Raw genomic sequence first — 15,063 nt, forward strand, 5'->3', positions numbered from 1 at the left:
AGGTGATCCTGGTCGGACTAGGGGGTTGCTACCGGCTTGTGGTCAAGCTCCGCCCGCGCCAGATCGCCGAATACGTCCAGCAGGCTCGAGAAGGCGTCCCCGATGTCCTCGCCGGTCAATTGCGGCGCATAGGGGGTGTGGAGAACGTTGTGCGGAAGGGCGTCCGAGTACGGTTTGAGCTGATCCTTGACTTCGTCTGTGGTACCCGCAACGGAGAACGTTTCGAGCAGCTTATCGTCTGTCGCGTCCTCTAGCGCCTCGAAACCGAATTGGAGCAAAGCGATGCGCAGGGCTTCCTGCTCGCGCTCTAGGCCATGGAACTTGATGACCGGGTCGGCGAAGGTGGAGGCCGTGTACACGCCGACATGAATGCGGGCACGGCGTACCGCTTCGGCGTGGTTACGGGACACACTGCAGATTGTCAATGACGCGATGTCTATCGTCGATGGGTCACGATCCGCACGCTCGGCCCCGCGCGCGATCTGGGGTCGAATCTGTTCTTCGATGAAGCTCGGTGACCAAAAAGCTCCGATGACCCCGTCGGCCTTTTCTCCGGCGAGCTGCAGCATTTGCTTGCCCGTTGCTCCAAGGTAGATTGGTATACGCGGACGTACGAGAGCCCGTTGACGGAATGGGTTGATCGGCGGGCAGCTCAATTGGTAATATTTTCCATTGTAAGAAACATCCCCGTCCGTGCTATTGTGGTAGTCCCAAGACGCATGTATCACATCGATGAACTCCCGCATCCGGCCGATCGGGTGCTGAGTGTCGATCGAGTGAAGACCTGACACGAGCTCGGGCGCACCAGGCCCGATACCGAGAATCGCTCGACCCTGTGAAATTTCGTCGATATCTGCCGCCACACTTGCTATCGAAAACGGAGTGTGCGGGAAAGCCTGGGCTACCGCGGTGCCAAGACTCATTCTGGTAGTGGTGGTGGCCGAGAGGCACAATTGAATGAATGGGTTTCGTTGAATTTCATACGCCCACAAGGATTCTGCACCGGCTTCTTCGGCCTGTAGCGCATATGCGGATATTTTACTTATGGGAACGCCGCGCATCGGCATGCTAACTCCCAAACGAGACATGTGACTCACCTTCTATCGGATTAACGTGCTGATAGTTTATATATCTACGGGCCAATAGATCTCTGCAGTCGATCACTCAATTCTCGGAACTGCTCATTGACCAGTTCGGAAAATTTGTTGCGAAGTCTGTAGTGGAGATGATGCCTTGGCGTGCAAGGGCTCTCAAGGCGGTGGGGAACAATGTACCGCCGAGGTTGTCGAGGAAGAGCGCGACGCCGCGGCCGTCGCTGAGTTCGGCGATCGCGGTGAGGAGCTGTTGATCGGATCCAACGGCGAGGTTATCGCCCGTTGTTGTTCGCGGCCGCATTCGACCGCCACGTCATCGAGCCGATCCAGCATCGATGCTACGACAGCGGTGTTCATCTCCGACAAGACACCGGGCAGGTACGATCCCTGACCCGGAAACACGAAAGCCAAACGTTTGCCCATTAATGCAACTCGCTATCTCTGACAGCGTTCCATGTCATTCCTGCCGACTCCAATTCAAGTCCCGACGACGCGGCCAGCTTACGTTTGGTGGGCCGGTGTTCCGCTGCCTTCGCGCCACCAAAGCGTTGGCGGCCAGGAGAATTCGATATCATCACGCCGATCAACCGGTCGACTTATTCACACCAGGAAACGTGGAGCAGATCATTACTGCGGCGAATATTTCTTGTAGGTCGTCGAAGTGTCAAGCCTGGACTTTCATAACGATCCGCACGGGAGGTGCCCACACAGGTGGCTCGATGTCATTGCCATGGTAATGCCTCCACGAAATGGTTGCAGGCCAATATTCTCCTGAGGATAGCGAGACGGTGGACTGTCGTATCAGTCGAGTTTAGGCCGACTCTGGGCATCCCCGACAACGCGCGTTGACTTTCGTTTCACCGTGTGAGCAGGGCCAACGAATCAGCGGATTCGGCGCCAATCCGTGGACGGCTGTTGGCGCCAAACATGACGGTGATCGAGACCCAAATATTATTGGGGCTACCTACGCCTCGCATGAGATACTGCGGGATTGGTGGTCCTGTGGGTGTAAGGAGGCGACCAGGTGAGCGTGGCCCGGTTCATCGCCTCCCACAGGACCGAACACGGCGTCCACACGCCGCCCGAGGCAGTGTTTCCGCAGGTCGTAGTTGGGTGGTTAACGCGGATGAAGATGTGGCCTAGCTGGTCTGGTCAGCGGTAGCCATCCGCCAGCGTGGCCAATTCGTCGAGTGCCCGATAGGTTTTGTCTTCGGGTTTGCTGGGCAGCAGCATGTTCACCTGATGTACGCCGGCTTCGGCGTAACCGGTGATCATGCCGGGATCACGTACGCCCCAGACGGTGACCTTGATTCCGGTGCGACCCTGGTCGGCGAGCCATTGCAAGCCTTGGCGCACCCCAGCTGGGTCGATGAGGGTGGGTAGCCAGCCGTCGCCGTATTCGGCCACCCTGGCCAGCGCGGCTGGGCTCACGCTGCTGATATAGATCGGCGGATGCGGCTTCTGTAGGGGTTTCGGCCAGACGAAGACCGGATCGAAGTCGACGTACTTGCCGTGAAACTCCGCTTCGTCCTGTGTCCAGATGGCTTTCAACGCCGCGAGCCGCTCGTTCAGCAGTGTGCCTTGTGTGCGGGGGTCGGTGCCGTGGTTGCGCATCTCCTCCCGGTTCCAGCCGACCCCGACCCCGAAATCGAACCGTCCACCGGAGATGATGTCGAGGCTGGCGACCTCTTTCGCGGTGTGGAACACATCCCGCTGAATGAGTTGCGCGATGCCGGTACCGACCCGCAGGGTTCGGGTTGCGGCAGCGGCCGCGGTCAACGCGACGAAGGGGTCCATCGTTCGGTAGTAGCGCCTGGGTAGATCCCCGCCTCCGGGATATGGCGATTTCCGGCTGGCCGGGATATTCGAGTGCTCGGCGAGGGATAAGGAGGTGAACCCGCGCTCCTCCAATGCTATTCCCAGTAGATCGGGTCGGATGCTCTCGTCGGTGACAAAAGCCGAAACGCCGAAGTCCATTCCGGTACTTTAATCGGTCCCATTCGGTCGGCATCAGTTGTGGGTTGGTTGGCGTGTCGGTTTGTCGACGCCGTGGTACCGGTCAGCCGTTCTTGCGCGTTCAGGCGTTCAGCTCTGTTCGGCGACGAACCTCTCTTCGTCGTGTTGCACAACTGTCTCCACGGCGAGATACAGCTGTGCCGCATCGCGTGGGTCGGTCAACCGACGGCCCGTCAGCTCCTCCAGGTGTCGCAGGCGGTAGCGCACGGTGTTGCGGTGGCAGAACAGCGCCGTAGCCGCCATATCGGTGGACCCACCGGCGGCGAACCATGCTCGTAGTGTCTCCAAGAGGGAGGCGCGTTCGCGCTCTGGCAGGGCGAACACTGGGCCGAGAACTTGGTCCGCGAGGTAGCGGGCGGTATCGGAGGCGGTCGAGGCGAGTGTGGCGATCGGATCATCGCCGTAGTGGCGAACCTCGGCGGTGCCGGACGGTGCGCAGGCCGCCGCGATCCGCGCGCGTTGATGTGCGAGCCCAGCGTCGCTGATCTGCTCGAACACCGGGCTGACGCCGACCCTGGCGTGCTGAACTCCGGCGAGTGCCTGGTCCAGGTCCTGCGCTGAAGCGCGCGGCCCCAGCGTCAGCACCGCGGCCAGCTCATCGGAGGAAATCCGCCACACCGACGCAATGCCTGCGCGGGTCAGCGCTGAGGCACAGATATGGTCGGTCTCGGGCGCGGGGTCGTCCGCGACCATCACCTGGAACTGCCCGCGCTTGGCCAGTCCGAGAGCATCGGCTGCGGCCCACCGACTGCCGAGCTCCGACCCGCTTTTCAGCAGGGTGTCGAGTTGGTGATTACGTTCGGTTTGTTGTTGACGAGTGCGCAATGCGACCGCCTCGCCGTAGGCCTCGCGCAGTTCGGTCGAATAGTCGTCCAAAACAGTCCACAAGACGGTCGCCTGCGACAGGACAGCCTCGGCGTGGCGGCGATCGGCAAGGTCTGCCGTAGCGGCCAAGGTCTCCCAGATGAAGCGTCCGCCGATCCGGAACCCGTGCAGTACTGCCGACAACGGCACCCCTTGCTCCGCCCGCCGCTGCCCGAGTGCGCGCACCACCTGTGGGTCGAGCGGCGCGTCACCGGCCAGGTACCGATAGAACTCGGTCAGCATGTCCACGCAGACCTGGTAGGCGTCCTCCGCCGGGACCAACGTGCCCACCGCCAGTTCGGCCTCCGCAGCGATCACTCGCCGCGACAGCTCCGCCGCGAGCTCATCCACCTTCGCCAGCGCCGTCACACCGTATTCCACCAGCTCACGAGGCATGGCAGAAGCCTGAGCGGTCATGTCAGCACGATACCTCGATCGATGCTCAGATCGTTCTCAGCGGGGGTGTGTTCGCGGTCCCAGTGCCGATGAACGCTATAGGCGCCTGACTCCAGGCGAGCACACAGACGGCTGAGGCCGACGATGCCGTCTGATTGTGCGTGCGCACAGAGCGGGTTGGATTTTGCGCGCGCTGGCGCCAACGACCTTTTTGCACTGCCGTGGCATTGTCGATCGGGTAGGCAGGCGTCGACCGAATGGATAGATTCATCGGAAGGGTGATTCTCATGGGTATCGACACGGCTGTGAAAGACGGCATTCTGACATTGTTCGACCGGTATGTAAGTGGCTGCGAAAAGATGGTTTTCGAGTACGGGGACGAAGAGGACAACATTCGGGAGCTCTGCCGGGACTGTATGACATGGACATGGACCTGGACCGGAACAACCGATTCGGATTAGCTGGGCCAGGTGGGCATCGACGCGAGGATCCCCTACTACATGGAATACATCGAGACCATGCGATGCAATGAATACGCCGGGCACACCATTGTCGACCGCGTAGTCGACCTGATCAATATTCGTGCCGCCGTGGTGGAAATGACGTGGAATCGCTACAACGGCGAAGGCGAGGTTTTCCATGTTATCCGCTGGGTGTATTTCGTGGTCATGACGGACCTGGGCTGGCGCATCGACGCTTGTGCTTCGCGCCAAAATCCCGCACCCGTGGCTTGATCGTTCGTTCCGGCAGTCGGCACCACGATCTGCCAACCATCGACATCGGAGATAGTTGCGATATGGATCATATCCCGCCGCTCGATATCATCGCTCTGCGCCAGACGCTGGTAGCCAAGGGCGTGGACCCGAACATCAATCCGTCCGTTGCCGAGTCGCGGCGTGCACAGGAAGCGTACGGGTTATCCGCGCCGTTCCCCGACGGTATGGCTCGTTCGTCGTCGACGCTGGGTGGCGTGCCCACTGAGGTCCTGTACCCGGTGAGCGGACGGACGCGAGGCGCGCTGCTGTACTTCCATGCCGGTGGCTATTCCAGTGGTAGCCCGGCCGGTCACGCGGCGCTCGTTGGCAACCTCGCGCAGCGGGCCGGGGTAGCCGCCTACGTTGTCGACTACCGACGTGCGCCGGAGAACCCGTACCCGGCGGCGGCCGAGGACGCATTCGAGGCGTACCGCGGGCTGCTTGCCCTCGACGGCGTCACCGCCGACAGGGTGATCGTCGCGGGAGATTCCGCCGGCGGTGGGCTTTCGCTGATCGTCGCGCAACGCGCCGCGGCCAGCGGACTACCAACACCTGCCGCGGCCTATCTCATGAGCCCATGGGCCGACCTCACTCAGTCAGGCAAGTCGTACGCCGTGACGGCAGACCACGACCCGATGCTCAGCAGAACCTCGCTGTCCGACCTCGCCCGTATCTACCTCGGCGACCACGATCCCACCGATCCGCTGGCCTCACCGGTCTTCGGCGAGTTCAGTCACGAGCTGCCACTGCTGCTGCACGTCGGCTCCGACGAGGTCTTGCTGAGTGATTCCCTGGCCGTCGCGTCCCGAGCCGCGCTCGGCGGGTCGGCGGTCACGCTCAAAGTCTGGCCGCACATGATTCATTGCTTTGCCTGGTTCCACCATGAACTCGCGGCAGGCCGCCAAGCAATCGATGAGGCCGCCGAGTGGATGACGACAATGCTGCCGCAAGAGCAGCCGTCTGATCAGGAAGCGGTCGCATTACAGGAGCCGGCGCTCGGATAATTGTGTGGCGCTGTCGAATTCGCTGCACTCGTGCACGAACTTCCGGATCGGTTCTGTTCCAAAGCTTTCTATCGTTGGAAGGTGGCACAGCATGGCCGAGGACACGTTTCCGCTCACCGAGTATCAACGCGACATATGGACGCTGCTGGTACTGCTCCCTCCGGTGGCCTCTTACAACATCGTGAACTCGGTCCGCCTCCGGGGGCCCGTCGATCCATCGATGTTGAATGATTGCTTGCAGGACCTCGGTGACCGGCACGACGCACTCCGACTGCGATTCGGCACCGAAAACGGTGTTCCGTTCCAATGGGTCACCGACGGGCTACCCGAGATCGAGTACCTGGACCTGTCGCATGAACGCGATCCCCGTGCCGCGTGCCTGGAACGGATGGAAACCGCTGCGGCGCAACCAATGGATTACACCGACGGGGCAGGCCTGTTCCGGGTGACCCTGCTCCGGGAAGACGAGACGACGCACTACCTGTTCAGCATGAGCCACCACCTCGTCGTGGATGGGCTCTCGATCGGTCTCCTCGTCGGTCAACTTCTCTTCGACTACGAAACGAGACTGTCCACCGGGCACTCGGCCGAATTGCCCGACTCGTCGTACCGCCGCTTCGCCGACCAACGGAGCCGCTACGCCGGGTCGGACTCATGGTCGGCGGACCTGCGCTTTTTCCAAGACCGGCTGGCCGATCACCAACCCGTGCTGTTCGAAAAAGCGGCAGAGTCGACGGGTGCGGCCCCGGTCGCACGACACACCTTCGAGCTCGGCCCCGATCTCATCGACGCCATCCGCGCGGAGTCGCCCTCGCTGTATGCTCACTTCTTGGCGGCCCTGGCCATCTATCTGGGCCGGTTCCACCGGACCGACGACGTCGTGCTCGGTATTCCCTTCGGCAACCGCCGCACGGACGAAGAGCGGGTGACGGCAGGCACTCTCGCCAATGTGCTGCCGCTCAGGATCGGGCTCGACCAGCGCTGCACACTCGGCGAATTGGCCCGCCGCATCCACGACCAGATCGTGGAGTCGAAGCCCCACGAGCGGATCGGCCTCGGCTCCCTGCTGCGCAACCGCGAGGAATTCTCGCCATCCAACCGGCAGCTGTTCGACGTGGTGGTCTCGAAGCTGCGGCTGCCGTCGCTGGCTTCGCTCAGCGACCGCGTCGACGAGTACCGCAGCTACCCGATGGGCCACTCGCTCAACGCACTTCAGATATTCCTGCGCGAGTACGGACCGGATGAAATCACGGTGGACATCGAGTGCGCCCCGGATGTTTTCGACGCCGACCAGCCCATCGAGATGCTCGGCCGACGACTACTGCACCTTATGACCATGATCGCGCAGCATCCCGAACGCGAGCTGCGCCGGGTGGATCTGATGCTTCCTGAGGAGAAAGTAGCTGTCGCACAGTGTAATTCGACAGCGCATCCGTACGACGCAACGACGACGCTGGATCGGGAATTCGTGCGGCAGGCACACCGGACACCGGACGCGCTGGCGGTGTGCGGCAGCGGCACCCTCACCTACGGTGAACTCGACACGGCCTCGGACGCGTTGGCGGGTGTGCTGCGCTCGCGCGGGATTCGCCGCGGTGATCGGGTGGCCGTCGTCATGGAACGCAGACCGGAATTGCTGGTCGCCATTTTCGCGGCGCTCAAATGCGGGGCCGCCTACGTGCCCGTCGATCCGGGGTATCCGCGCAAGCGCGTTGAACACATCCTGTCCGACTGCGCCGCGTGCGCGGTGCTGGCGTGTCGCGACCTGCCTCTCGTCGCCGAACGCCCCGAGTTGCCGTTCGTCTTCGTGGACGCCTCGTTGCCAGCGGCGCAGCCGGCCGCCGCGACGGCGAACGCCACGGATCTGGCGTATGTCATCTACACCTCGGGATCGACCGGCCGCCCGAAAGGCGTGATGGTCGAACACCATTCGGTGATCAACCGGCTCGCCTGGATGCAGCGCACCTATCTGCTGAGCCCCAAGGACGTGGTGCTGCAGAAGACTCCCATTTCGTTCGACGTGTCGGTGTGGGAATTGTTCTGGTGGGCACTGGCCGGTGCCCGGCTGGCATTGCTCGCGCCGGGCGGCGAGAAGGACCCCGGGGAAATGCTCGAGGCCATCGCCAGCCACGGGGTCACGGTCATGCATTTTGTCCCGTCGATGCTCGAGCCATTCCTGGATCTGCTGGAGCGTGAGCCCGAACGGTTGGCGCAGACGTCGACGCTGCGGCTGGTGTTCAGCAGTGGTGAGGCGCTGCGGCGCGGTCTGGTGGACCGGTTCAACCGTGTTTTCGAACGCGGCGGGCGGCGCGCGGTGCGGCTGGTGAATCTCTATGGGCCGACCGAGGCCACCGTTGACGTCTCGTACCACGAAACCCACGCCGACCCGGCCGTGCCCACCCTGCGGATACCGATCGGGCGGCCCATCGACAATATCGAGCTGCACGTCCTCGGATCCGCGGACCTCGCGCAGCCCGTCGGCATGCCGGGCGAACTGGTCATCGGCGGTGCCGGCGTGGCCAGCGGTTATCTGGGGCGCCCCGGGCTCACCGCCGAGAAGTTCTGCGCCGACCCGTTCCGGGAGAACGGGCGGCTCTACCGCACCGGCGATCTCGTGCGCAGGCTGGCCGACGGCTCGCTGGAGTACCTCGGGCGCATGGACAGCCAGGTCAAGATCAGAGGCAACCGGATCGAACTCGGTGAAGTAGAGGATGCGCTGGTGTCTTTCGACGCGGTGCCGCGGCTACGGTGGTCGACGACCCGGCCCGCGGCCCGCACCTGGTGGCCTTCTACACGGCTGATCACGAGCTCGCCCCTCAGAAGCTGCGGGCGCACCTGGCCACCGTGCTTCCGCCGTTCATGATCCCGGCACGGTTCGAGCGGATCGATCGAATCCCGTTGAACCCCAGCGGCAAGACAGACAGATCAGCCCTGCACGCGGTGCCCGCTGCGGCCGCGGTGTCCCAGCAAGACGAGGTAGCCACCGGCGCCGAAGGACTACTGGCCGAGGTGTTCTCGGAGGTGCTCGGCGTGGCGTCGGTGGGCCGGGACGACGACTTCTTCGCTCGCGGGGGCGATTCTGTGCTGGCGTTGAAGGTGTGCGCGTTGGCGGGTCAGCGGGGGCTGCAGCTCACCGCGCGTGACTTCGTCACCCATACGACGGTCGCACAGCTGGCGCGAGCGGCCCGGCCGGGTCAGAACCAGGACGGTGTGATCAAACCGTTCGCCCTGATTCCCGAATCCGACCGCGCCCGAATGGGATTCGCGGACGATGCTTACCCGTTGGCGCGGTTGCAGTGGGGAATGCTCTATCACAGCATCGAATCGGAATCCTCGACGCTCTACCACGATGTGTTCCGCTATTCGCTGCGCCTGCCCTGGGACGAGCAGGCATGGCTGCGCGCCGGAGCACGTCTGGTCCAGCGGCACCCCGCCTTGCGCACCTCGTTCAACCTGACCGATTTCAGTGAACCGCTCCAGATCGTGCACCGTGAGGTGCCGCTGGCTTTCGCTACCACCGACCTGCGCGCGCTCGACGCACAGACTGCTGCCGCTCGCATCGAGGAATATGTCGATCAGCAGCGCCACCGGACCTACCGCCTGGATGCGGCGCCGCTCTATGCCGTGCAAGTGTTCCGGATGCCTGAAACGGTGGACGTGATCGTCAGCTTTCACCACGCCATCCTCGACGGTTGGAGCGTAGCGATGTTGATGTCGCAGCTGCTCGGCGACTATCTGCGCGACACCGGCCACCAGCTTCACCAGGACGCCGAGATGGAAATACTGCCGAGCTACGCGGAATTCGTTCGCGCCGAACGCGAAGCGGTGGACTCCGAGCCGATGCGCCGATTCTGGGCCGAAGAGCTGCGCGAAGGCGAGCCGACTCGGATCGGCGAATTGGGCGTGAACAGCACCGATGTCACCGAGACGCGAATTGCCCGCACGATGGCGATCCCGACGACCGCGATCGAGGCACTGCGCCTGCTGGCGTCCGAAGGGGAGGCGCACCTCAGCACGATGCTGTTCACGGTGCACTGCCTCACGCTGCGGCAGCTGTCCGGGTCGGAGTCGATCGTCACTGGGCTGGTCACCAGCAACCGACCGGTCCGGCTGGGGTCCGAGCAGGTGGCCGGGCTGTTCCTGAACACTGTGCCGATCCGGGTGGGCATGTCCGACCCGCACCTGAGTCCCCGCGATATCGCTGAAGCCGTTCGCGCCCAACGGCGTCGGCTGATCCCGTACTACGCCTATCCACTCGCCACCATCCAACGTGACCGCCACGGTGCAGCGCCAATCCTCACTGCGTTCAACTACGTCCACTTCCACATGGCCGAACAGCTGACCGGCAACCCCGCCTTCGAGGTGGTCGATGTTCGCGTCGAAGAACAGACCAACCTGGAACTGATGGTCTCAGCCATCGTTCACCCGGCGGACAAATCGGTGACCCTTCGGCTCGACGGCGATGGCATCCACGTCACCAACGCCGTGGCGGAGGCCTATCTACACACCTATCTGACGATCCTCGATACGGTCGTGGCCGATCCCGGTCAGCCGATCGGATCGGAGTCACTCGCCTCGCCACGGCCACAACCGCTGCCTCCTGCCGCGCCGATCCGTTCCGGCGACCGGCAGACCGCGGGCTCCTGGGTGGCCCGCACCGCCGAGCACGTACTCGGACAGGTGTTCTCGGAGGTGCTGGGGGAGGAGTCGGTGCGCCCGGACGACGACTTCTTCGTCCTTGGCGGCGACTCCCTGCTGGTGCTCAAGGTGTGTGCGCTGGCGGGTCGGCGCGGCCTGCGCATCACCACGCGCGACGTCCTCGACCACCCGACCATCGCACAGCTGGCCCAGGTGGCTCGTCCGGACGCGACAGCCGCCGAGACCGTCGAACCGTTCGCACTCGTCGCCGATATCGACCGCGCCCGACTGGGATTCGCGGCCGACGCCTACCCGCTGGCGCAGTTGCAATGGGGAATGATCTATCACAGCATCGAATCCGAATCCTCGACGCTCTACCACGATGTATTCCGCTATTCGCTGCGCCTGCCCTGGGACGAGCAGGCATGGCGACGAGCGGGCGCGTGGCTGGTGCACCAGCACCCCGCGCTGCGGACCTCGTTCGACATCAACGGATTCAGCCAACCGCTGCAGATCGTGCACCACGAGATATCGCCGCCCTTCGCCAGCACCGACCTGACCGAGGCGACCCCGGCGGTCGCGGCCGCCCAAGTCGCCGACCACATTCAGCAGCGACGCACGATCGTCTACCGCCTGGACCGAGCACCGCTGTTCGAGGTCCACGCCTTTCGGCTGCCCGAAACCGTGGAAGTGGTCTTCAGCTTCCATCACGCCATTTTGGACGGATGGAGCGCAGCCGTGCTGATGTCCCAACTGCTGCAGACTTATCTGGGCTACCTCGCCGGTACCGCGCCGAGTGAACCGAGCGATCCGCCCACGTACGCCGAGTTCATCCGAGCCGAGCAACAGGCCCTTGCCTCGTCGGAAATGCGCCGGTTCTGGCAGGAGACCCTGCGCGATTCCGCGCCGACCGCGCTCGGCGCGGCGACACAGGCGGGCGACTCGGCGGATCGAGTCTCGCGCAGCATTCTGGTCCCTTCGGCCATCGCCGAATCCGCCCGTGGCCTCGCGGCGCGAGAACGTATGCCGCTCAAGTCGATTCTGCTCGCCGCGCACTGCCTGACCTTGTCCCTGTTCGCTGGGTCGGACCAGGTGACGACCGGTGTGGTCACGCACAACCGGCAGGCCCGCTGGGGAGCCGAACTGGTTGCGGGACTGTTTCTCAACACTATGCCCGTTCCCGTCGACCTATCCGCGGCGGATACGTGGCGCGACGTGATCGCCGCCGTGCGCACTCGCGAACTCCAGCTCGATCCGTATCGTGCCTATCCGCTCAGCGTCATACAGCAGGAGCATGACGGCATGGGCGTTGTCACCACCGCGTTCAACTATGTGCACTTCCACATTGCCGAGCCGCTCCGGGTAGATCCGCGTGTGGAGATCGTGGGCGTGCATGTCGAGGAGCAGACGAACTTCGCCCTGCTGCTCAATGCCATCGAGAGCCCGCTCGACGACTCGCTGAGAATCCGTCTCGATGCCGACGGCGTTACGGTCGACGAGCCCTTCGCCGACGCATACACCGACGCTTATCTCGGTATTCTGCATCTGCTTGCCGAAAGCCCAGACGCCGCAATCGATTTCACTCCACTCGTCCCGCCCGTTCCGCTCGCCGGTTCGCGGCCCACTTCGGCAGTTCATGTCGTCGAGGCCATCATGGACCAGGTCCGGCGGACACCCAACGCACCAGCGGTCGTCCACGGCGGACGCGAGTTGACCTATCAGGAACTGTGGGATTCGGCTTGCCGTATAGGAAGCGGGCTTTGCGCACGCGGCGCTGTTCCTGGCACGCGGGTCGGCCTCGCGGCCACCCAATCGCCGGAGCGGATTGCCGCCGTGGTCGGTATCGCGCTGGCCGGAGCCGCCGTGGTCCCGCTCGATGTCGGCCAGCCCGCGGCGCGGGTGCGTGACATGCTCGATGACGCCGCACCCCTGCTGGTCGTGACGGAGGGCCCGGTTGAGGCGATTCCGGCTGAGCTCACTGTCCGCGTGGCCGACCTGCTGAAGTCCCCACTCGGACAGCCGAACCCCTTGCGTCACCTCGAGCAGACCGCTTACGTACTATTCACCTCTGGCTCGACGGGACGGCCCAAAGCCGTCACGATGCCCCATCGGGTGCTGGCCACCCTGATCGCCTGGCAACTGTCCGTTCCCTCGGGCCGGGTCGGGGACCGGGCACCGCACACCGCGCAGTTCGCGCCGCTGACCTTCGATGTCGCGTTCCAGGAAATCTTCTCCACACTGTGCGGCGGCGGAACCCTGCAACTGGCCGACGACGAGTTACGGACCGATGCGAGGGCCCTGGTAGGCCTGCTCGAGTCGGCACCGGTCGAACGCGTGTTCCTGCCCTACGTCGCTCTGGAGCAACTCGCACACGTCGTGGTCGAGACGAACCGCTACCCGAAACGGCTGTCACGGGTCGTGTCGTCGGGCGAACAGCTACGAATCACGCCGCGCATCAAGGAGTTTCTGGCGGCACTGCCCGAATTCCTGCTGCTGGAGAAGCAATACGGGCCCACCGAAACCCACGTCGCCAGCTACGACACCCGCACCGGCGATCCACGCGAGTTCCCGCTCCTGCCGCCCATCGGCAGGCCCATCGCGGGAGCCGAGATCCACGTGGTGGACTCGCGGCTGCGCCCGGTTCCGGTGGGCGCGCTCGGCGAGATCTATCTCGGCGGTGCCTGCGTGGCCGACGGCTACGAACACCGTCCGGACCTCACCGCCCAGCGCTACATCGCTGATCCGACGGGCCGACCTGGGCAGCGGCTCTATCGCACAGGAGACCTCGGCCGCCGCCACCCCGACGGGTACGTCATGTGTGCGGGGCGCATCGACACCCAGGTCAAAATCCGCGGATTCCGCGTCGAAACCGCCGAGATCGAGAGCACCATTCTCGCGGCAGCGCCGGCGGTGCGCGAGGCGGCCGTAGTCGCCCGCGGCCGCGACGGCACCGGCTCCAGCGCCGACACCATGCTGGTGGCCTATCTCGTCGGCGATGCCGCCGCAGTCGACATCGATGGCCTGCGCCGACAGGTGGCTGCGACGCTACCCGCCTATGAGGTGCCTGCCCGGATCGAGTGGCTCGACTCGTTACCACGGACCGCGTCCGGGAAACGCGCCGACGCCGTCCTGCGCGGACTGCCACTGACCACGACAACGCCGCAACGGGAAACGGTTCCGCCTCGCGACGAACTCGACCGGGAGCTGGTCGGTCTCGTGGCCGACATCGTCGGCATCGACACGGTCGGCATCGATGACAGCTTCTTCGATCTCGGTGGCACGTCGATCACCGTTACCCGGCTCGTTCTCGCTCTGGAACAGCGGTACGGCATCGAGGTGCCGATGTCGTCGTTCGTCGCAGCGCCCACGGTACGGGCGCTGGCTGAACTGCTGCGCCTCCGGACGGTTTCGGCACCCGACCCCCTCGTCGCCGTCAAACCCTCCGGGCAGTTGCCCCCACTGTTTCTCGTGCACCCGCTCGGCGGCACCGTCTCCTGCTATGCCGCACTGGCCCGGCATCTGCCCGCTGATCAGCCTCTCTTCGCACTACAAGCAGCTGGTGTCGACGCGGGAACTTCTCCGCTGCATGCGATAACGGACATGGCTGCCTCCTACATCGAGGCGATTCGGCGCAGACAGCCACACGGCCCCTACCACCTCGGCGGCTGGTCGCTCGGCGGGTTCGTCGCCTTCGAGATGCTGCATCAATTGGAGTCGGCGGGCGAGGAGGTGGCCAGTTTCATCCTGCTGGATTCCATGATGGGCCAAGCGTCTTCGACCGAGGAAGCTCTCATGGGGGCATCACGCGAGTTGTTCATGTGGGAGCTTCTACGCGGAGATCGAGGGGTGGACTCACCGGCTCCTCAGATCCCTGCCGACCTAACCGACGACGGCGCTGTTTTCCAGTTCATCCTTGACCAAGCGATCGCCGAGGGTCTGCTTCCCGACGCCTCGTCACTCGGACTGATTCGACGGCTCTACGCCGTCTTCGAGGCAACCTGGCAGGCCGCGGTCCGGTATCGGGCCCAGCCCACCGGCCACGATCTGACGCTGCTACGCAGCAGCGAACCGTTACCCGAGATCCTGAAACCGGCGCATGACGCCGTCGGCAGCCTGTATCGCGACGCCACCAACGGGTGGGGTGCGATGACAACCGGGGCGATAGACGTCGTCGACGTTCCCGGCAATCACCTGACCATGATGGACGAGCCATACGTCGCGACCCTCGCTGAAACGTTGGCGAAGGTGCTCGAGCACGACGCCGCGCTCCATCACAACATTGTGCGGAAAGGGTAG

At 64.1% G+C, this 15,063-nt stretch carries 8 protein-coding genes; 4 read left to right on the forward strand and 4 right to left on the reverse strand.

Features of this window, described 5'->3' with window-relative positions; translation table 11 throughout:
* Positions 1-17: 17 nt before the first annotated feature.
* The 4 genes from ACQPW1_RS11150 to ACQPW1_RS11165 form a co-directional block, all read right to left on the reverse strand.
* Positions 18-1,067 (reverse strand): LLM class flavin-dependent oxidoreductase, encoded by a 1,050-nt coding sequence (locus ACQPW1_RS11150; protein WP_433662643.1) that lies wholly within the window; start codon positions 1,065-1,067, stop codon positions 18-20.
* A 97-nt stretch (positions 1,068-1,164) separates the two neighbouring features.
* The gene (locus ACQPW1_RS11155; RefSeq protein ID WP_433662644.1) at positions 1,165-1,395 is read right to left on the reverse strand and encodes a hypothetical protein; all 231 of its coding nucleotides are present in this window, start codon (positions 1,393-1,395) and stop codon (positions 1,165-1,167) included.
* A gap of 851 nt (positions 1,396-2,246) precedes the next feature.
* Entirely contained in the window at positions 2,247-3,071 is an 825-nt protein-coding gene (locus ACQPW1_RS11160) for an LLM class F420-dependent oxidoreductase (protein ID WP_433662645.1), read from the reverse strand.
* Positions 3,072-3,179: 108 nt separating this feature from the next.
* Positions 3,180-4,391 (reverse strand): PucR family transcriptional regulator, encoded by a 1,212-nt coding sequence (locus ACQPW1_RS11165; RefSeq protein ID WP_433662646.1) that lies wholly within the window; start codon positions 4,389-4,391, stop codon positions 3,180-3,182.
* A 449-nt stretch (positions 4,392-4,840) separates the two neighbouring features.
* On the opposite strand from ACQPW1_RS11165, the gene ACQPW1_RS11170 reads away from it, so the two are divergent.
* From ACQPW1_RS11170 to ACQPW1_RS11185, 4 genes are all read left to right on the forward strand, one after another.
* Entirely contained in the window at positions 4,841-5,104 is a 264-nt protein-coding gene (locus ACQPW1_RS11170) for a DUF6841 family protein (RefSeq protein ID WP_433662647.1), read from the forward strand.
* A 62-nt stretch (positions 5,105-5,166) separates the two neighbouring features.
* A complete protein-coding gene (locus ACQPW1_RS11175) occupies positions 5,167-6,129 on the forward strand; it encodes an alpha/beta hydrolase (protein ID WP_433662648.1) in 963 nt (320 codons plus the stop codon).
* A gap of 91 nt (positions 6,130-6,220) precedes the next feature.
* Positions 6,221-8,992, forward strand: a complete 2,772-nt coding sequence (locus ACQPW1_RS11180; protein ID WP_433662649.1) for a non-ribosomal peptide synthetase — start codon at positions 6,221-6,223, stop codon at positions 8,990-8,992.
* Positions 8,878-15,063 (forward strand): amino acid adenylation domain-containing protein, encoded by a 6,186-nt coding sequence (locus ACQPW1_RS11185; protein WP_433662650.1) that lies wholly within the window; start codon positions 8,878-8,880, stop codon positions 15,061-15,063. Before ACQPW1_RS11180 ends, ACQPW1_RS11185 begins: the two co-directional genes overlap by 115 nt.

The sequence above is a fragment of the Nocardia sp. CA-128927 genome (assembly GCF_050955855.1).
Taxonomy (GTDB): Bacteria; Actinomycetota; Actinomycetes; order Mycobacteriales; family Mycobacteriaceae; genus Nocardia.